At 70.6% G+C, this 17,672-nt stretch carries 21 protein-coding genes; 7 read left to right on the top strand and 14 right to left on the bottom strand.

The features are described 5' to 3' along the window. Both NS331_RS17550 and murB read right to left on the bottom strand, forming a co-directional pair. On the bottom strand, positions 1 to 671 hold a 671-nt coding region (locus NS331_RS17550; RefSeq protein ID WP_440589393.1), incomplete at its 3' end, for a glycine-rich domain-containing protein. A 197-nt stretch (positions 672 to 868) separates the two neighbouring features. Further along, the gene (gene murB, locus NS331_RS17545; protein ID WP_058643257.1) at positions 869 to 1,924 is read right to left on the bottom strand and encodes a UDP-N-acetylmuramate dehydrogenase; all 1,056 of its coding nucleotides are present in this window, start codon (positions 1,922 to 1,924) and stop codon (positions 869 to 871) included. 107 nt (positions 1,925 to 2,031) lie between these two features. On the opposite strand from murB, the gene NS331_RS17540 reads away from it, so the two are divergent. Both NS331_RS17540 and NS331_RS17535 read left to right on the top strand, forming a co-directional pair. Continuing rightward, positions 2,032 to 2,517, top strand: a complete 486-nt coding sequence (locus NS331_RS17540) for a YajQ family cyclic di-GMP-binding protein (RefSeq protein ID WP_058643256.1) — start codon at positions 2,032 to 2,034, stop codon at positions 2,515 to 2,517. 290 nt (positions 2,518 to 2,807) lie between these two features. Next, positions 2,808 to 3,473, top strand: a complete 666-nt coding sequence (locus tag NS331_RS17535; RefSeq protein ID WP_082702579.1) for a retropepsin-like aspartic protease family protein — start codon at positions 2,808 to 2,810, stop codon at positions 3,471 to 3,473. A 15-nt stretch (positions 3,474 to 3,488) separates the two neighbouring features. Here NS331_RS17535 and NS331_RS17530 read toward each other — a convergent pair whose 3' ends face one another. The 5 genes from NS331_RS17530 to NS331_RS17510 all read right to left on the bottom strand — a co-directional run bounded on the left by NS331_RS17530 (position 3,489) and on the right by NS331_RS17510 (position 6,987). Then, positions 3,489 to 4,133 (bottom strand): hypothetical protein, encoded by a 645-nt coding sequence (locus NS331_RS17530; RefSeq protein ID WP_153012909.1) that lies wholly within the window; start codon positions 4,131 to 4,133, stop codon positions 3,489 to 3,491. Between the two features lie 176 nt (positions 4,134 to 4,309). Further along, entirely contained in the window at positions 4,310 to 4,663 is a 354-nt protein-coding gene (locus NS331_RS17525) for a RidA family protein (protein ID WP_058643253.1), read from the bottom strand. 12 nt (positions 4,664 to 4,675) lie between these two features. Continuing rightward, a complete protein-coding gene (gene plsY, locus NS331_RS17520; RefSeq protein ID WP_058643252.1) occupies positions 4,676 to 5,320 on the bottom strand; it encodes a glycerol-3-phosphate 1-O-acyltransferase PlsY in 645 nt (214 codons plus the stop codon). A gap of 106 nt (positions 5,321 to 5,426) precedes the next feature. After that, positions 5,427 to 5,924: an aminoacyl-tRNA deacylase gene (locus NS331_RS17515; RefSeq protein WP_058643251.1), complete on the bottom strand. Its 498-nt coding sequence runs from the start codon at positions 5,922 to 5,924 to the stop codon at positions 5,427 to 5,429. Position 5,925: 1 nt separating this feature from the next. Further along, positions 5,926 to 6,987 carry an aldo/keto reductase gene (locus NS331_RS17510; protein WP_058643250.1) on the bottom strand — a complete coding sequence of 354 codons (1,062 nt, stop codon included), beginning with the start codon at positions 6,985 to 6,987 and terminating at the stop codon, positions 5,926 to 5,928. Between the two features lie 291 nt (positions 6,988 to 7,278). Between NS331_RS17510 and NS331_RS17505 the strand changes: the two genes are divergently transcribed. Continuing rightward, positions 7,279 to 7,521, top strand: a complete 243-nt coding sequence (locus NS331_RS17505; RefSeq protein ID WP_058643249.1) for a hypothetical protein — start codon at positions 7,279 to 7,281, stop codon at positions 7,519 to 7,521. 48 nt (positions 7,522 to 7,569) lie between these two features. Then, positions 7,570 to 7,980: a putative toxin-antitoxin system toxin component, PIN family gene (locus NS331_RS17500; RefSeq protein WP_193758145.1), complete on the top strand. Its 411-nt coding sequence runs from the start codon at positions 7,570 to 7,572 to the stop codon at positions 7,978 to 7,980. On the opposite strand, the gene NS331_RS17495 is transcribed toward NS331_RS17500, so the two are convergent. From NS331_RS17495 to NS331_RS17465, 7 genes are read right to left on the bottom strand one after another with little or no spacing between them, the layout of a single operon-like run. Continuing rightward, entirely contained in the window at positions 7,977 to 8,990 is a 1,014-nt protein-coding gene (locus NS331_RS17495) for an XdhC family protein (protein WP_058643247.1), read from the bottom strand. The genes NS331_RS17500 and NS331_RS17495 overlap by 4 nt on opposite strands. Continuing rightward, complete coding sequence (locus NS331_RS17490; protein WP_058643246.1) at positions 8,990 to 9,544, bottom strand: SRPBCC family protein; 555 nt, start codon at positions 9,542 to 9,544, stop codon at positions 8,990 to 8,992. Before NS331_RS17490 ends, NS331_RS17495 begins: the two co-directional genes overlap by 1 nt. 27 nt (positions 9,545 to 9,571) lie before the next feature. Beyond that, positions 9,572 to 10,783: a vWA domain-containing protein gene (locus NS331_RS17485; protein WP_058643245.1), complete on the bottom strand. Its 1,212-nt coding sequence runs from the start codon at positions 10,781 to 10,783 to the stop codon at positions 9,572 to 9,574. Positions 10,784 to 10,799: 16 nt separating this feature from the next. Further along, on the bottom strand, positions 10,800 to 11,726 hold the full coding sequence (locus NS331_RS17480; protein ID WP_058643244.1) for an AAA family ATPase: 927 nt from the start codon (positions 11,724 to 11,726) through the stop codon (positions 10,800 to 10,802). A gap of 10 nt (positions 11,727 to 11,736) precedes the next feature. Then, complete coding sequence (locus tag NS331_RS17475; protein WP_058643243.1) at positions 11,737 to 12,528, bottom strand: FAD binding domain-containing protein; 792 nt, start codon at positions 12,526 to 12,528, stop codon at positions 11,737 to 11,739. 26 nt (positions 12,529 to 12,554) lie between these two features. Further along, positions 12,555 to 14,996: a xanthine dehydrogenase family protein molybdopterin-binding subunit gene (locus NS331_RS17470; protein ID WP_058643242.1), complete on the bottom strand. Its 2,442-nt coding sequence runs from the start codon at positions 14,994 to 14,996 to the stop codon at positions 12,555 to 12,557. 15 nt (positions 14,997 to 15,011) lie between these two features. Then, on the bottom strand, positions 15,012 to 15,515 hold the full coding sequence (locus NS331_RS17465) for a (2Fe-2S)-binding protein (protein WP_058643241.1): 504 nt from the start codon (positions 15,513 to 15,515) through the stop codon (positions 15,012 to 15,014). 158 nt (positions 15,516 to 15,673) lie between these two features. On the opposite strand from NS331_RS17465, the gene NS331_RS17460 reads away from it, so the two are divergent. The 3 genes from NS331_RS17460 to NS331_RS17450 all read left to right on the top strand — a co-directional run bounded on the left by NS331_RS17460 (position 15,674) and on the right by NS331_RS17450 (position 17,608). Further along, positions 15,674 to 16,765, top strand: a complete 1,092-nt coding sequence (locus NS331_RS17460; RefSeq protein ID WP_058643240.1) for a GAF domain-containing protein — start codon at positions 15,674 to 15,676, stop codon at positions 16,763 to 16,765. A 103-nt stretch (positions 16,766 to 16,868) separates the two neighbouring features. After that, positions 16,869 to 17,189, top strand: a complete 321-nt coding sequence (locus NS331_RS17455) for a thioredoxin family protein (RefSeq protein WP_058643239.1) — start codon at positions 16,869 to 16,871, stop codon at positions 17,187 to 17,189. 62 nt (positions 17,190 to 17,251) lie between these two features. After that, positions 17,252 to 17,608: a hypothetical protein gene (locus NS331_RS17450; protein ID WP_058643238.1), complete on the top strand. Its 357-nt coding sequence runs from the start codon at positions 17,252 to 17,254 to the stop codon at positions 17,606 to 17,608. Positions 17,609 to 17,672 lie beyond the last annotated feature (64 nt).

The raw sequence follows: 17,672 nt of genomic DNA, 5'->3' as shown, positions 1-17,672 counted from the left end.
CCCCCGCCACAGCTGCTGCCGGCGTCGCCGCTGTCCGAGGACTCGGCCGACGAGGACGTTTCGCTGCCGCCGAACCCCTGCGAATCACCGGCACGGCGGTCGTCGTCGAACGGCCCACCCCACGACCCATCGCGCTCGGCGCCGAAGCTGCTGCCGCAATACACATCGGACCCGCTGGCGCGGTCGATGGCGCTGCAGTCGGGCACGTAGTGGAATCCGCCCGCGATGGCGAATTTGGCATCGAGCGCGAAGAGCAAGGGCAGGCGGATCGGACGGCGCGGATCGATGCTCTCCTCCTTGCAGGCCCAGTACCAGGTGCGGCGCAGGCCGTCATTGCGCCGTGCGTCGCGGCTCAGCACCTCGGCCGGCGTGTGGTGGAGCAGCCGGCCGAAAGCGGCCCGGCACCAGCGCTGGTACGCCTCTGTGTGCAGGATGTGGGCATGCCAGGCTTCGTCGACGGCCCGGGACGGCATGGCGACGAAGCGGCGGCCACTGCGCAGGTGGGTCATGAAGAACTGCCGCAGCCCCCGCAGGACAAGGTCGGCGTCGCGCTCGGACAGATGCGGAAACGCCTCGCGCAACTTGCCGCGCAGGAAGGGCGGCAACGCGGCCTCGCGGATGAATTGCCGGCGCAGGCTGCACTGCCAGGCCCGCAGGGCCACGCACAGCATGAAGCCGGCCAGGACCGCCATCGCCGGCACCCACACCGACAGCCGTCCCGCCCACCAGCCGAATGCGGCGGCGCCGGGCGCTGCAGCCGCCAGCCACTGCGCCCAGCTCAAGCCGTCGATGCGCTGCCTCAGATTCGCTGTCCGCCCCCACATGACGACTCCCTGTTCTGCCTGCAGTTCGGTGGCACCGACCCCGGCTACACCACCACCGGCTCCGGCTCCAGCCGGATGCCGAAGCGCTCGTAGACGCTGGTCTGGATGGCCTTGGCCAGCGTCATGACCTCCCCGCCCGTGGCGGGATGGCTGCGACCCCCGCGGTTGACCAGCACCAGCGCCTGCTTCTCGTACACGCCGGCGTTGCCCACCGACTTGCCCTTCCAGCCGCAGGCGTCGATCAGCCAGCCCGCCGCCAGCTTCACCGAGCCGTCCGGCATGGGGTAGTGCACGATGCGCGGCTCGCGGGCGATTATGTCCGCGCACTGTTCGGGCGTGACGGTGGGGTTCTTGAAGAAGCTGCCCGCATTGCCCAGCACGCGCCAGTCCGGCAGCTTGGCCTGCCGGATGGCGCAGACCCAGTCGAAGACCTGCATGGGCGTGGGCTCGGCAATGCCGCTCTCGGCCGCCTTGCGCGCCAGGTCCAGGTAGCCCAGTTCCGGCTTCCACGGCCGCGGCAGGCGCAGCCGCACCCGCGTGATGACCGCACGGCCGGCCAGGCCGAAATCGTTGGGGCCGCTGCCCGGCGGGTGCTTGAACACGGAATCGCGGTAGCCGAAGGCGCACTGGGCCGCGTCGAGCGTGAAGCGGCGGCCGGTCTCCAGGTCGATGCCGTCCAGCGATTCGAAGCGGTCCTGCAGCTCGACGCCATAGGCGCCGATGTTCTGCACCGGCGCCCCGCCCACGGTGCCCGGGATCATGGCCATGTTCTCCAGGCCGGGGCAGCCCTGTTCCAGCGTCCAGCGCACGGTGTCGTGCCACGGCTCGCCGGCGCCGATCTCCACGATGCAGGCGCGGGGCGTGTCCTCGACCACGCGGCGGCCGGGAATCTCGACCTTGAGCACCAGCGGCTTGACGTCGCCGGTGATGACGATGTTGCTGCCGCCGCCGAGCACGAACTTGGGCGTCTCGCGCCAGTCCTCGCGGGCCAGCACCTCGGCGATGTCGTCCTCGCTGCGGATGCGCACGAGTTGCTGCGCGCGGGCGACGATGCCGAAGCTGTTGTGGGGTTGAAGGGGGACGTTGCGCTCGGCGATCATGGGAGAATTTTCGCATCCGCCGCCTCGGGCCTGCGCCCGCCAGGCGGCGCCCTCACCCTTGCGCCCCGGCACCGCGCCCGGCGCGACACATCCAGGAGAACGAACCCATGCCGTCTTTCGACACCGTCTGCGAACCCAACATGGTCGAGGTGCGCAACGCCATCGACACCGCCTCCAAGGAAATCGCCACCCGCTTCGACTTCAAGGGCACGCCGGCCTCGGTGGAGCTCAAGGACAAGGAAATCATCCTCGTCGGCGACGCCGACTTCCAGCTGGCGCAGATCGAGGACATCGTGCGCGCCAAGCTGACCAAGCGCAGCGTGGACGTACGCTTCCTCGACAAGGGCGACGTGCAGAAGATCGGCGGCGACAAGGTCAAGCAGGTCTTCAAGGTCAAGAGCGGCGTCGATTCGGAGACGGGCAAGAAGATCCAGCGCCTGCTCAAGGACAGCAAGCTCAAGGTGCAGGCCGCCATCCAGGGCGATGCCGTGCGCGTGACGGGCGCCAAGCGCGACGACCTGCAGGCGGCGATGGCGCTGATCCGCAAGGATGTGTCCGATCTTCCTGTGTCTTTCGACAACTTCAGGGACTGACAGCTTGCACCCCCCATGCCGCTTCAATGCTCGGGGCGGCCGCCAGAGGCGGCTGCTCTTCGGGCACGTCCAAGCCTGCACCGGCAGGCTTGGAGCCGCGGCCCTCAGCCCCTCTCTGTCGCCTTCGGCTTGGAGGGGGGCGCACCCGCAGGCCTGGCAGAGCCAGTTCCTGGGGTGCCCTGGCATGGCCTGCTCCGCGGCCATTTGTGCACTGGGGTGGGAAGCGCCCTCGGCGATAGATCGAGGATGGGCGGCGGCCCGGTGGCCCGGCGCCGTGAATGCGTAGAGCCATGAAGCACGCTCACGCATCCATCCATGCTGTTGTGCTGGCGGTGGGCTTGGCGGTGACTGGCCAGGCGCAGGCCCAAACGCAATCCATCACGCTGACGGGCACCATCGGCAACCGGGCGATCCTGATCGTCGGCGGGAGCGCGCCCCGGACGCTGGCGCCGGGAGAGAGCCTGCAGGGTGTGCGGCTCGTGAGCGTGCAGGATGAGCAGGCCGTGGTGGAGACGGGCGGCAAGCGCCTGACGCTGCGCATGGGCGCCCCGGTGAGCGTGGGCGCCACGGGCAGCGGTGGGGGCGGAGGCAGCCGCATCGTGCTGACGGCGGACAGCCGCGGGCACTTCGTGACGGCGGGCGGCATCAATGGCCGTCCGGTGACCTTCATGCTGGACACGGGCGCCACGTCGGTGGGGATGTCGATGGCGGATGCGCAGCGCATCGGCCTCGATCCCACGCGCGGTCAGCCGGTGACCATGAACACCGCCAATGGCACGGTGCCGGGGTGGCGGGTCAAGCTCGCTTCGGTGAAGGTGGGCGACGTGACGGTCTACGACGTCGATGCCATCGTCTCGCCGCAGCCCATGCCCTACGTGCTGCTGGGCAACAGCTTCATCAACCGCTTCTCGATGCGGCGCGACGCCGAGCAGATGGTGCTGGAGCGGCGCTACTGAGGGCTGCGGACGGCGTCAGAGCTTGGCCACGATGAGCTGGCCGACGAACTGCAGCAGGAGGATGGCCATGGTGGCCGCCATCGCGAAAGCACACAGCCAGTTGATTTCCGCCTGCAGCACCAGGCGTTCGCGGGCATCGAGCAGCCCTGCCTCGCGCCGGCCCCGCTGGCGGTGGGTCAGCACGACGGCCAGCAGCCCGAAGACGGCCAGGGGCAGGTAGCCGAAGAGCAGCACCGGCAGTTGTTGCCGCGTGGCCGTGCCCGATCCCAGCCGCCAGATCGCCCGCAGCAATTCGACCTGGTGCTCATAGGGCATGAAGCCGTACAGCAGGCCGGCGATGGTGAGGACGTACAGCAGCGCGTGCCGTGCGCGCAAGGACCACGGCCAGGGCACCGGCGGCGCGGGCGGTGTGGTGCGCGGACCGGGCGACGGCACCGGATCGGCCGGCCGCCATTCGCCACGTGCGAGGGCGCGGTCCTGGTTCCACAGCAGCCGGTACGCCATGCGCTGGATCACGAAGAGCAGCACCACGGCGATGAAGGGCACGAGCACGTACAGCAGCGCCACGGCCGCGGCATTGCGATCGGTCGAACCGCGCAGAAGCGCCACGCCGATCCACGACGCGAAAAGCGCACTGAAGAGCACGAGGAAGGCTGTCACGGCGACAGCCACGCGGCGAAAGGGGCGGCCTTCCATCCAGGCCCATAGGCGGTCGATGCGCTGCGGTGGTCCGATCCTCAGCGCATCGTCATCCGGGCTGCTGCTGTTGCGCATCGTCGCTGGAAGCCTTCCTGTCCCGGAACGCGGGCGCGCCCGCGCCGAGCGCGATGCCAGGGTCAGGCCAGCGCAGCCGTGACGACGACCTCGATCTTGTAGGCCGCATTGGCCAGCGCCGCCTGCACGGTGGCGCGCGGCGGCGTGTGGCCGGCGGGGATCCACGCGTCCCACACCTCGTTCATGGCGCCGATCTCGCTGATGTCGGTCAGGAAGATCTGCGTCATCAGGATGCGGGTCTTGTCGCTGCCGGCCTCGGCCAGCAGGCGGTCGACCATGGCCAGCACCTGGGCCGTCTGGCCGCGGATGTCCTGCGTGGTGTCGTCCGGCACCTGGCCGGCCAGGTAGACGGTGCCGTTGTGGATGGCCATCTCCGACAAACGGGGGCCAACGTGGAAGCGCTTGAGTTCTGCCATGGGAAATCCTAATTAGGACGAAGGAGTCTTGGCCTTGGAGCCGAGCCGCGACTCGGTGCCGGCCAGCAGCCGACGGATGTTCTCGCGGTGGCGCCACACCAGCAGCAGGCCCATGACCACGATGGCCGCCAGCACGCCGCGGTGCAGCGGCCAGGCGATGCCGCCGCCCAGCAGGTAGTAGGCGGGCGCGAAGAAGGCCGCCACCAGTGCGGCCAGCGAGGAATAGCGGAAGAAGAAGGCGATGATGATCCAGGTCAGCCCCGTTGCCAGGCCGAGCATCCAGTCGATGCCCAGCAGCACGCCGGCCGCCGTCGCCACGCCCTTGCCGCCCTGGAAGCCGAAGAACACCGGGTACAGGTGGCCCAGGAAGGCCGCCAGGCCGGCCAGGGCCGCCACGTTCTCGTCCAGCCCGTAGGCCGCGCCGAAGCGCCGCACCAGGAACACAGGCAGCCAGCCCTTGGCGGCATCCAGCAGCAGCGTGGCCAGCGCCGCGCCCTTGCGGCCGGAGCGCAGCACGTTGGTGGCGCCCGGGTTGCCGCTGCCGTAGCTGCGCGGATCGTCCATGCCCATCAGGCGGCTGACGATCACGGCAAAGGACAGCGAGCCCAGCAGGTAGGCCGCGACGACGACGAGGATGAAGGACAGGGACAGGCTCATGGGAGGACCTTCGCCGGCCGCCTCATGCGCGGCCGCTGCGCGCCGCGCGGGCGGCGTCTGGGTATTCGGAAATCGTGGGGAATCGCGGCCAGTGGCAGGCCGCGCCTCATTCTGCCAGTGCGCACTGCACCGGTTTGGCGCCGAGCAGTTGCACGCACACCTGCGGATCGATGCCCACGAGGTAGCCGCGCCGCCCGCCGTTGATGCAGATGCGCGGCAGATCGAGGATGCTCGACTCGACGTAGACCGGCATGGCGCGCCGCGTGCCGAAGGGCGAGGTGCCGCCCACCTGGTAGCCGCTGTGGCGCTGCGCCACCTCGGGCTTGCACGGCTCCACCGACTTGGCGCCGATCTGCCGCGCCAGGTTCTTGGTCGAGACGGTGCGGTTGCCATGCATCAGCACGATCAGCGGCTTGGCGTCCTGGTCCTGCATCACCAGCGTCTTGACCACCGTGAAGGGATCGAAGCCCAGCACCGCCGCGCTGTGCTGCGCACCGCCGTGCTCCAGGTACTCGTAGGGATGCTCGGTGAACGCCACCTTGGCCGCGCGCAGCACGGCCGTGGCGGGCGTTTCCGAAACGTGGGCCTTGTCCTTCTTGGCCATCTCAGTTCGCGGGGTCGCGCAGCTCCCAGCGGATCCTGTCGATCTCGGCCAGCAGCTCGGGCGACAGCGTGGTGCCCCAGGCGTCCAGGTCCTCGTCCAGCTGCGCCTTGGTCGTCACGCCGATGATGGTGCTGGCCACCTGCCACTTGGTGTAGCAGAAGGCCAGAGCCAGGCGGGCCGGCGTCATGTCGTGGTCGCGCGCCAGCTGGTTGTAGCGGCGTGCGGCAGCCAGGGCTTCGGGCCGGCCCCAGCGCTGCTTGCGCACGGATTCGTAGCGGGCGATGCGGCCGTCCTTCGGCGCGTCCGGTCCCTCGATGCCGCTGGCGTCGTACTTGCCCGTCAGCAGGCCGAAGCCCAAGGGCGAATAGGCCAGCAGCGACACGTCCAGCCGGTGCATGGTCTCGTCCAGGCCATTCTCCAGCGCGCGGCTGATGAGGCAGTAGACGTTCTGCACCGTGGCCACGCGCGGCAGGTCGTGCTGCTCGGCCAGGCGAACGAATTCGTGGACGCCATAGGGCGTCTCGTTGGACAGGCCGATGTAGCGCACCTTGCCCGCCTTCACCAGGCCAGCCAGCGCTTCGAGCTGCTCGTGGATCGAGGTCTGCGTGCGCTCCTTGGTGGGGTCGTAGTACATGGTGCCGAAGGCGGGCACGTTGCGCTCGGGCCAGTGGATCTGATACAGATCGATGACGTCGGTCTGCAGCCGGCGCAGGCTGCCTTCGCAGGAGGCCACGATGTCGGCCGCCGTCATGCCGGCGCCTTCGCGCACCCAGGGCATGCCGCGCGACGGACCGGCCACCTTGGTGGCCAGCGTGAGCTTCTGGCGCAGGCCGGGGTTCTTCGCGAACCAGTGGCCGAGGATGGTCTCGGTGGCGCCGAAGGTTTCCTTGCGGGCCGGCACGGCGTACATCTCGGCCGTGTCCAGGAAGTCGATGCCGCGCGCCACGGCATGGTCGAGGATGTCGTGCGCGGTGGGCTCGTCCACCTGTTCGCCGAAAGTCATGGTGCCCAGGCAGATGGGCGTGACGCGCAGGTCGCTGCGGCCGAGCTGAATGCGTTGCATGGCGGGAAGAGTCTGGGAAGCGGAAGAGCCCGGCACTGTAGCGCGATGGGTGCAGGCTTGCAGGCGGCACAGCGCGCGTGACGCCCGTGCAGGCATGGCGCCCGATCCGTCGCTTACCCCGTTCTTTAGCCGCTAAAAGCGCAAGGTGTCCGATCCGGGGCCACAGGCCTGCCGCCTCAGCAGTTCCACGCAGCCCCGTTTTGGACGCGGTTTAGCTGAACACGCGCATACTTGCCATGCAGCCCCAGCCGCTGTCGGCAGATCAGCCGTTGTCCAACCCGCCAACTCGACATGACCACCGTCCAGATCGAACTGCCCGAGCAGTTGGCTCGGGAGGCCCACAGTGCCGGCCTGTTGTCGCCCCGCAAAATGGAAGCGCTGCTGCGCGCGCAGCTGCGCCGCGAGGCCGTCGCCGAACTCCACGCGATGCATGCCAGGGCGCCTGCCGAAACACTCACGCCCGAGGTGGAGCAGGAGATCTTGCAAGTCGTGGAAGAAGGGCGCGCCCGGCACCGCAAGCCGCCGGCCCGCTGACGGCGAGCGCTGCCGATTGCTTTTGCCATGGCTGAAGGCCGACGCCTGGTGCTGGACACCAATGTGGTGGTCGGCGCATTGCTGTGGAACGGCCCGCCCCTGACGCTGATGGCTCAGGCCGCCGAAGAAGGCTTCGAGTTGCTCAGCAGCCCGGTTCTGATGGCCGAACTGCAGCACACGCTGAATTACCCCAAATTCGCGAAGCGCCTGGCGGCACTTCATTCCGACGTGCCTGCCCTGGTAAGCCGCTACCAGCGCATCGTCACGCTGGTCGAGCCGGCCGACGTACCACGGGTGGTGCCGGACGACATGGATGACGATCACGTCATCGCTGCAGCGGTGGCAGGTCGGGCTCAGTTCATCGTCACCGGCGACCGTCACCTGCTGGACCTCGTGGAGTACCGAGGCATCCAAATCCTGCGTGTTGCCGAAGCGTTGGCACGCCTCGAGCAACGCTAATCCGGTTGCGCCTGCAGCTGCTGCTTGGCCTGCGCTACCTCCATCTCGCGCGGCAGGGCCACGCCGTTCTTCACGGCCAGGATCTCGGCCATCACGCTCACGGCGATCTCGGGCGGGGTCTTGCTGCCGATGTACAGGCCGATGGGCCCGCGCAGGCGGGCGAGCGATTCGGGCGTCTGGTCGAAGTGCTCGATCATGCGTTCGCGCCGGGCCTGGGCATTGCGGCGCGAGCCGATGGCGCCGACGTAGAAGGCCTCGCTGTCCAGCGCCTCCAGCAGTGCCAGGTCGTCCAGCTTGGGGTCGTGCGTGAGCGCGACCACGCAGCTGCGTCGGTCGGGCCGGAAGGCGGCGACGGCGTCGTCGGGCATGTCGGTGGACAGGCGCACGTTGGGCAGCGACAAGGCACTGCGGTATTCCTCGCGCGGGTCGCACAGCGTGACGGCGAAGCCGCTGAAGCCGGCCATGGTCGCCAGGTACTCCGCGAGCTGGCCGGCGCCGATCAGCAGCATGCGGTATTCGGGGCCGAAGGTGTTGACCAGCCGGGCCTCGTCGATGGCGAGTTCGGCAGGGGCATGCGCCGCTTCCAGCGTGACGGCGCCGTCGGCCAGCCGGACGATGCGCTGCGTGAGCTGGCCGCCTTCCAGGCGCCGGACCAGTTCGGCGAGCGCATCCGCGTCCGGATCGAACTCCAGCACCAGTTCCAGCGTGCCGCCGCAGGGCAGGCCGAAGCGGTGCGCCTCGTCGGCCGTGATGCCGTACTTGACCTGCGCCGGCGCGCCGGTCGGCATGGCCTGCAGGCCGATGCGGCTGTGGCGGGCGATCAGGTCGTCCTCGATGCAGCCGCCGGAGACCGAGCCGACCACCGCGCCGTCCTCCGCCAGCGCCATGATGGAGCCCACCGGCCGGGGCGAGGAACCCCAGGTGCGCACCACCGTCGCCAGCAGCGCCCGGCGGCCGGCCAGGCGCCAGTCGCGCAGCTGGCGCAGCACCATCACGTCGAGGTTTTCCATCAGTCTTCTTCCGTCTTGTCCTTCTTGCCGAAGCCCATTTTCTGCATGAGGCCGGCCACCGCGCCGGCCTTGGGTTCTTCGGCCGGCTCGGCAGCGGCGGGCGGGGCGCCGTGCACGCGCTGCATCTCGGCATCGAAGCGCTTGAAGAAATCGTCGGCCATGGACTTGGCGGCGCCATCGATCAGGCGCTGGCCCAGCTGCGCGATCTTGCCGCCCACCTGGGCCTGCACCGTGTAGCTGAGCATGCAGCCGGTGTCGGTGGGCGCCAGCGAGACGGAGGACGCGCCCTTGCCGAAGCCGGCCACGCCGCCCTGCCCTTCGAAGCTGAGGCGGTAGCTTTCGGGCGGCTGGATGTCGCTGAGCGTGACCTTGCCGCTGAACTTGGCCGACACCGGGCCGATCTTGACGGCCATGGTGACGGTGTACTGGCCCTCGCCCGTGGACTCGAACTTGTCGCAGCCGGGCAGGCAGCGCTTGAGCGTCTCGGGGTCGTTGAGGGCCTCCCAGGCCTGTTGCTGGGTCACGCCCAGGGGGCGGCTGCCTTGCATGTCCATCGCGGGTCTCCTGAAGAAATGAATGGGTCAGCGCAGGCGGCGCATGAGCGCGGCCAGGCTGTCGGCGAGTTCGTCCAGCGCCTGCAGGTTGTGCACGGCCAGCATGGCGTCGGCATGCCGGTCGAGCAGCGCGGCGCCGCGCGCCAGCGGCGCATAGCCGGCGAAGCGCAGCAGCGGGTTGAGCCACAGCAGCGCACCGGTGTGGCGGCGCAGCCAGTGCAGCTGCGCGTCCAGCTCGGCGGGCTCGCCGGTGTCCAGCCCGTCGCTGATCAGCAGCACCAGCGTGCGCCGGCCCACCAGCCGCCGCGCATGCTGGCGGCGCAGCTGGGCCAGTGCTTCGCCCAGGCGCGTGCCGCCGGCGAAGTCGGCGATCGCGTGGCCGGCCTCGGCCAGCATCGCGTCGGTGTCGGCATGGCGGAAGGCGGGCGTGAGGTCCGTGAGGCCGGTGCCGAAGGCGAAGACGTCGCGCCGCGCGCCCTCGCCCACCAGCGGCCGCGTGGCCGCATGCAGGTAGGCCAGCAGCAGGCGCGCATAACGCTCCATGGAGCCGGAGACGTCGACCAGCACCAGCAACGGCCGGGGCCGCGCGCGCCGCACCTGCCGCGGCAGGCGCGGGATCTCGCCACCATGCCGCGCGGCCTGGCGCCACACGCCAGGCCAGTGGATGCGCGCCGAGGCGCCGGCCTGCGCCACCGGCCGCAGGCGGCGCGAAGCATAGGTGGGCACGGGCAGGGCCTTCTCGCGCGCCAGCCGTTCGACCAGGCGGTATTCGGCGGCGCCCAGGCTGTTGAAGTCGGCCTGCTGCAGCCGCTCGCGCGTGCCCGCGCTCATGGCGGCGTCGAGTTGCAGGTCCTCGTCCTGCGGCGCCGGCTTGAGCGCCGTCGGCGCGGCCAGGGCCTCGCGCACACGGTTGCGGCGCTGCACCGGCTCGGCCCGGCCCTCGGCATTGGGCAGCATGCGCGCCAGCATCTTCTGGGCAAGGGCCGGGTCCTGGAACCAGGCGTCGAAGAGTTCTCGAAAGACCAGTCGGTCCTGCTCGCGGCCGACCATCACGGCCTCGAGCGCGGCCTGCAGGTCGTCGCGCCGGTCGACGCCGACCAGCATCGCCGCCTCCAGCCCCAGCGCGATGCGCGACGGATCGATGCGCACGCCGGCCCGCCGCAATGCGCGGCCGAAGCCCGCCAGATGGCCGGCCAGCTTGCCGCGCCGTGCGTCGCCGAGTTGCTGGATGCCTTGCATGGCGGCCGGACCCTCGTCAGGCGGCTTCCGGCGCGAGCAGTTCGGAGGCGAGCTGGTGGTTGAGCGCCGCCACGTCGTCGCGCTGCTTGAACAGGATGCCGGCGGTGTCGACCACGACTTCGGGATCGAGCACCACGGTGTCCAGCGCGACCAGCGCGCGGGCCCATTCCACGCTCTCGGCGATGCCGGGCGCGCGCTGGAAGGCATTGGCGAAGGGTTGGGCCCGCACGCGCTGCACGAAGTCCGCCACCTGCGCCGACAGCGCCTCGCCGGCATCGGGCACCTGCGCGCGGACGATGGCCAGCTCGCGCTCACGCTCGGGATAGTCCAGCCAGTGATAAAGGCAGCGGCGCTTGACGGCGTCGTTCAGGTCGCGGGTGCGGTTGCTGGTGAGCAGCGTCACGGGCGGCACCGCGGCGCGCACCGGGCCCAGCTCGGGAATGCTGACCTGGTACTCGCCCAGGTATTCGAGCAGAAAGGCCTCGAAGGGCTCGTCGGCGCGGTCCACCTCGTCGATCAGAAGCACGGCTCCGGGAGCCGGTGCCTGCAGGGCCTGCAGCAGCGGGCGCTGAATCAGGTAGCGTGGCTGGTAGACCTCGGCTTCCGCATCGCGCACGGCGTCGCCGCTGGCCTCCGACGCGCGCAGGTGTAGCAGCTGCGCCGCGTAGTTCCATTCGTAGAGCGCCTCGCGCTGCTCCAGGCCGTCGTAGCACTGCAGGCGCAGCAGATCGCGGCCCAGCAGCGCGGCCAGGGCCTTGGCCAGTTCGGTCTTGCCGACGCCCGGCTCGCCCTCCAGCAGCAGGGGCCGCTGAAGCTTGAGGGCCAGGAAGACGGCCGTCGCCAGCCGCCGGTCGGCCAGGTAGCCGCGAGACGCCAGCCCCCGTTCCAGCGCGTCGATGGAGGACAGATCGGGCGGAACGTGGGGGCGGGCGGCGTCGGTCATCGGGCCGAGCTTAGCTGCTCGCTTTCGTCACCGCGCGCTGGGCCAGCACGCCGATCAGGTTGGCGCGGTAGGCGGCGGTGCCGTGCAGGTCGCTGTTGAGCTCGGCATCGTCGATGTGCACGCCGGCCGCGGACTGGGCCGTGAAGGCCTGCGACAGCGCCTGCTCCAGACCCGCATGGCGGAACACGCCGTTGCCCGCCCCGGTGATGGCCACGCGCACGCCGTCGTCGAAACGGGCCACGAACACGCCCACCAGCGGGAAGTGCGAGGCCTTCTGGCGCAGCTTCTCATACGCCGCCTGCTTGGGCACCGGGAAGCGGATCGCCTTGATCAGCTCGCCCTCCTCCAGCGCCGTGGCGAAGAGGCCGAGGAAGAAGTCGTCGGCCGCGATCTCGCGCTGCGTGGTGACGATGGTGGCGCCCGAGGCCAGCACGGCCGCCGGGTAGCAGGCGGCCGGGTCGTTGTTGGCCACCGAGCCGCCCAGCGTGCCCATGGCCCGCACCTGGCGGTCGCCGATGCGCGAGGCCAGGTCGGCGAGCGCCGGATAGTTGTCGCGCACCTGCGGGTTGACGGCCACCTCGGCATGGCGCGTCATGGCGCCGATGACGAGTTCGCCGTTCTGCAGGCCGATGCCCGACAGTTCCTGGCAGCGGCCCAGGTCGACCAGTTGCTCGGGCGCCGACAGGCGCAGCTTCATCGAGGCCAGCAGCGTCTGGCCGCCGGCCAGCGGTTTGCCGCCGGCGGCCACCTGGCGCAGCGCGTCGTCGAGCGCGGTGGGCTGTTCGAAGGTGAATGCGTACATGGAATGGTCTCCTTCCTTCGAGGGGTTCAGACGGCCGGACGGCCCTGGGTGCTGGCGGCGAGCGACGGCGTCTGCGGCTGCTGCTCGGGCGTGGTGCTGCCGCGCTGCATGGCTTCCCACACGCGCGCCGGGGTGGCGGGCATGTCGAAGTCCTTCACGCCCAGCGGCGCCAGGGCGTCGAGCACCGCGTTGATGACGGCCGGCGGCGAGCCGATGGCGCCGGCCTCGCCGCAGCCCTTGGTGCCGAGCGGGTTGTGGGTGCAGGGCGTGCAGATCGTGTCGAGCCTGAAGTCGGGGAAGTCGGCCGCGCGCGGCATGGCGTAGTCCATGAAGCTGCCGGTGAGCAGCTGGCCGGTCTCGTTGTCGTAGACGCAGTTCTCCAGCAGCGCCTGGCCGATGCCCTGCACGATGCCGCCCTGCACCTGGCCTTCCACGATCATGGGGTTGATGATGGTGCCGAAGTCGTCCACGGCGGTGAAGCGGTCCACCCGCGTCTCGCCCGTGGCCTTGTCGATCTCCACCTCGCAGATGTAGGTGCCGGCCGGGTAGGTGAAGTTGGTGGGGTCGTAGAAGGCGGTCTCGTTCAGGCCCGGCTCCAGCTTGTCCAGCGGGTAGTTGTGCGGCACGTAGGCCGTCAGCGCCACCTGGCCGAAGGGGATCTTCTTGTCGGTGCCCTTGACGCTGAATTCGCCGCCCGTGAAGTCGATGTCGGCATCGCTGGCCTCCATCAGGTGGGCGGCGATCTTCTTGGCCTTGGCCTCGATCTTGTCCAGCGCCCGCATGATGGCCGCGCCGCCTACGCTGATCGAACGCGAGCCGTAGGTGCCCATGCCGAAGGGGATGCGGCCGGTGTCGCCGTGCACGATGTCCACGTTCTCGACCGGAATGCCCAGCCGCGCCGCCACCACCTGCGCGAAGGTGGTCTCGTGGCCCTGGCCATGGCTGTGCGAGCCGGTGAACACCGTCACGCTGCCGGTGGGATGCACCCGCACCTCGCCGGCCTCGAACAGACCGGCACGCGCGCCCAGCGCCCCGGCGATGTTCGACGGCGCCAGGCCGCAGGCCTCGATGTAGCTGGAATAGCCGATGCCGCGCAGCTTGCCGTTCTTCTCGCTCTCGGCGCGGCGGGCGTCGAAGCCGCTCACCTCGGCCAGCTCCTGCGCGCGCTTCATGCAGGCTTCGTAGTCGCCCACGTCGTACTGCAGCGCCACCGGCGTCTGGTAGGGCCAGTCGCGGATGAAGTTGCGGCGGCGGATCTCGTCCTGCGCCAGGCCCATCTCCCAGCCGCAGCGGGTCACCAGGCGCTCCAGCAGGTAGGTGGCTTCGGGCCGGCCGGCGCCGCGGTAGGCATCGACCGGCGCGGTGTTGGTGAACCAGGCATCCACCTCCACGTAGATCTCCGGCGTGGTGTACTGGCCGGCCAGCAGCGTGGCGTAGAGGATGGTGGGCACCGCCGTCGAGAAGGTCGACAGGTAGGCACCCAGGTTGGCGTCGGTGTGCACGCGCATGGCCAGGAACTTGCCGTTCTGGTCCATCGCCATTTCGGCATGGCTCACGTGGTCGCGGCCATGGGCGTCCGACAGGAAGCATTCCGAGCGCTCGGCCGTCCACTTGATGTTGCGGTTGAGCTGCTTGCTGGCCCAGGTCAGGGCCACGTCCTCGGCGTACAGGAAGATCTTGGAGCCGAAGCCGCCGCCCACGTCCGGCGCGATCACGCGGACCTTGTGTTCGGGCAGGCCCAGCACGAAGGCGGTCATCAAGAGGCGCTCGACGTGCGGATTCTGGTTGGCCACGTACAGCACGTACTCGTCGCCGGCGCGGTTGTAGCCGGCCACGGCCACGCGAGGCTCGATGGGGTTGGGGATCAGTCGGTTGTTGACCAGGTCCAGCTTGGTGACGTGCGCGGCCTTCTCGAAGGCGGCATCCACCTGCGCCTTGTCACCCAGCGTCCACTTGTAGCACTGGTTGTCGGGCGCGGCTTCGTGGATGGCGGGGCCGGTCTTCTTCGCTGCGTCGACCAGGCTCACCACCGCGGGCAGCACGTCGTACTCCACCACGATGGCTTCGGCCGCGTTGCGCGCCTGCTCCACCGTCTCGGCCACCACCATCGCCACGTGGTCGCCCACGTAGCGCACCTTGCCGATGGCCAGGATGGGATGGGGCGGCTCCTTCATGGGCGAGCCGTCGGGGTTGTTGATCTGCCAGCCGCAGGGCAGGCCGCCCATCTTTCCGTCGATGTCGGCGCCGGTGAAGATGCCGACCACGCCGGGCATCTGCTTCGCGGCAGCAGTGTCGATGGACGTGATGGCCGCATGGGCATGCGGCGAGCGCAGGAAGACGGCATGCGCCTGGTTGGCCAGCACCACGTCGCCGGTGTAGTTGCCGGCGCCGGTCAGGAAGCGCACGTCCTCCTTGCGGCGGATGGCTTCGCCGATGTGCGGCAGCTTGGAGAAGTCGGAGGCACCCATGGCGTTCTCCTTCGCTCAGGCCGCGGCCGTGGCGGACGCGGTGGCCGGCTGGCCCTCGGCCATGCCCTGGCCGCCCATCTTCACGGCCTTGACGATGTTCTGGTAGCCCGTGCAGCGGCACAGGTTGCCGTCGAGCAGGTGGCGGATCTCCTGGTCGTCCGCGCCGGGATGCTGCTGGCACAGGTCGATGGCGCTCATCACCATGCCGGGCGTGCAGAAGCCGCACTGCAGGCCATGGCATTCCTTGAAGGCCGCCTGCATCGGATGCAGCGTGCCGTCGGGCTGGGCGATGCCTTCGATGGTGGTGATCTCGGCGCCGGCCGCCTGGGCCAGCAGGATGTTGCAGGACTTCACCGCCCGGCCGTTCATGTGCACCGTGCAGGCGCCGCACTGGGCGGTGTCGCAGCCCACGTGCGTGCCGGTGAGCTGCAGATGCTCGCGGATGGCGGTGACGAGGAGGGTGTTGGGCGGCGCGTCCAGGTTGACCGCGCGGCCGTTGACGCTGAGGGATACCTGCATGCTGGCTGTCTCCGTTCGAGGTGATGGCTGGGCGGCCCTGGAGGCCGACCCGCCGCATGTTCCGCCCCGCCCCCCGGCCGGGACTCAGGCAAAACCCTAGCGCGATGGACGCCCGGGCCCGAAATTCTCAAAATGGCACACCCCCACGAAAGCATCCCATGGAGACATCGGCCCGTCCCGCGCCGGACCGCGGCAGCGCCATCGCGCTGGCCCGCGGCCACTGGCTGCACGGCAGCCCGGCGCCCTCGGCGCCCGCCATCGAACCCTGGATCGCCCGCTCCTGGCAGCGCTGCCTGGCGGCGGGCCGGCGGCCGCAGGAGCGGGTGCAGTTCGCCCCCGTGTCCGCGGCCCGCCGGCACGAGGCCGCCGAGCGCGGCAGGGCCCTGGTCGACGCCGCCCGGCCGGTGCTGGCGCGGCTGGCGCGCGCCATCGCCGCCACGCAGTACTTCGCCCTGCTCACCGATGCGGACGGCACCGTGCTGGAGGTGGGCCCGCTGCCCGCGCAGGACGACCGCGCCATCACCGACATCGCGCGGGTGGGCGTGGACCTGTCCGAGCGCGCCGTCGGCACCACCGCCATCGGCGCCGCCCTGGCCGAGCAGGCGCCGGTGTGGCTGCACCGCGGCGAGCATTTCTTCGACGACACCGCCGTCTACACCTGCGCCGGCGCGCCGCTGTTCGATCCGCAGGGCCGCTGCATCGGCATGCTGGACCTGACCGGCGTGCGCGTGGCCGAGCGGCCCGAACTGCAGCACCTGGCGCGCCATGCCGTGCAGGCCATCGGCAACCGGCTGCTGCGCGCCCGGCCCCATGCGCTGCTGGTGCAGCTGAACTGGCCCGGCTGCCTGGCAGCGTCCGAGGGTGCCGACGGCGACGGGCTGCTGGCCCTCGATGCCGACGGGCGCATCACCGGCGCCAACATGCTCGCGCGCCAGTTGCTCGGCCTGCGGGGCGAAGGGCCCTGGCCCGCCGACGAGGTGTTCGCCGCGCCCGCCGCCTTCCTCTTCGATGCCGCGGGCCGCAGCGGAGCACCGGCCGAGCTGCCGCTGTGGTCGGGCCTGCGCATCCACGTGCGCGCCAGCCGGCCGGGCGCCGCCGCCCGGGCAGCCGGCCGGCCCCGCCTGAAGGAGGCGCAGGACGCCTGGATCCGCCAGGCGGTGGACGAGGCCCATGGCAACGTCGCCGAGGCCGCGCGGCTGCTGGGGGTGAGCCGAGCGACGGTCTACCGCAAGCTCGGCCGTCGCGGCTGACGCTGCGCCCGCGGCGCGCGTTCTTTCTTTCTGCCGTTCCCGCCGACAGTCGCCTGCGCCCCCGGCGCACACCACGGCCTGCCATCGCTGCCACACTCGCCGCATGAACCGACCCTACGAACCCGAAAGCCTGAGCCAGCAGGACGTGGCCGCCCTCACCGGCCCCACGGTGATCGAATTCGGCACCAACTGGTGCGGCATCTGCAAGGGCGCGCAGCCGGCGATCGCCGAGGCCCTGGCCGATGCGCCCGGCGGCCTGCGCCACATCAAGGTGGAGGACGGCAGCGGCCGGCCGCTGGGCCGCGCCTTCGGCGTCAAGCTGTGGCCGACGCTGGTGTTCCTGCAGGACGGCAAGGAGGTGGCCCGCGTCGTGCGCCCCGCCTCCGCCGATGCCGTGCGGGAACCCTTGCGGCAGTTGGCCTGACCCCGGAGCCACCTGCGGCGGCGGCCCTTGCAAAGCGCAGGAGCGCCCCAAAACTCGGGGGCATGAACACCTCCCGCACCCAAACCCCCGTCGCCGTGCTGCTCGCCCACGACCTGGAGCGGATGGAGCGCAGCCATCCGGACGCCGCGCAGTACCGGCTGGTGGCGCAACGCCTGGCGGCCGAGCTGGACCAGGCGCCCGACCTTGACCTGCTGCAGCCGCTGCTCCAGGCCTCGCCGGCCGCGGCGGCCATCTACGAGAACCTGCGCTACCAGCATGCCGGCCTGTGCCGCTCGCCGCTGGAGGCCGCCCTCGCGGCCGAGCAGCGTGCCCGCGCCCTCATCGCCGGCGTGCAGGCCCGCGCCCGCAGCGGCGGGGCGCCGTCCGGCGACAAGGCCGAAGGTTCGCCGGCCGCCTGAACGGACCCATCGCGCCGGGGCCGTGCACGCCCCCGCGAAGCCGACGCCCGCCCCACCTCCGCAC

Origin of the sequence: Pseudacidovorax intermedius (assembly GCF_001476815.1) — a bacterium.
In the GTDB taxonomy this organism is placed as follows: domain Bacteria; phylum Pseudomonadota; class Gammaproteobacteria; order Burkholderiales; family Burkholderiaceae_C; genus Xenophilus; species Xenophilus intermedius_A.
This window is presented reverse-complemented; position numbering and strand designations above follow the sequence as displayed.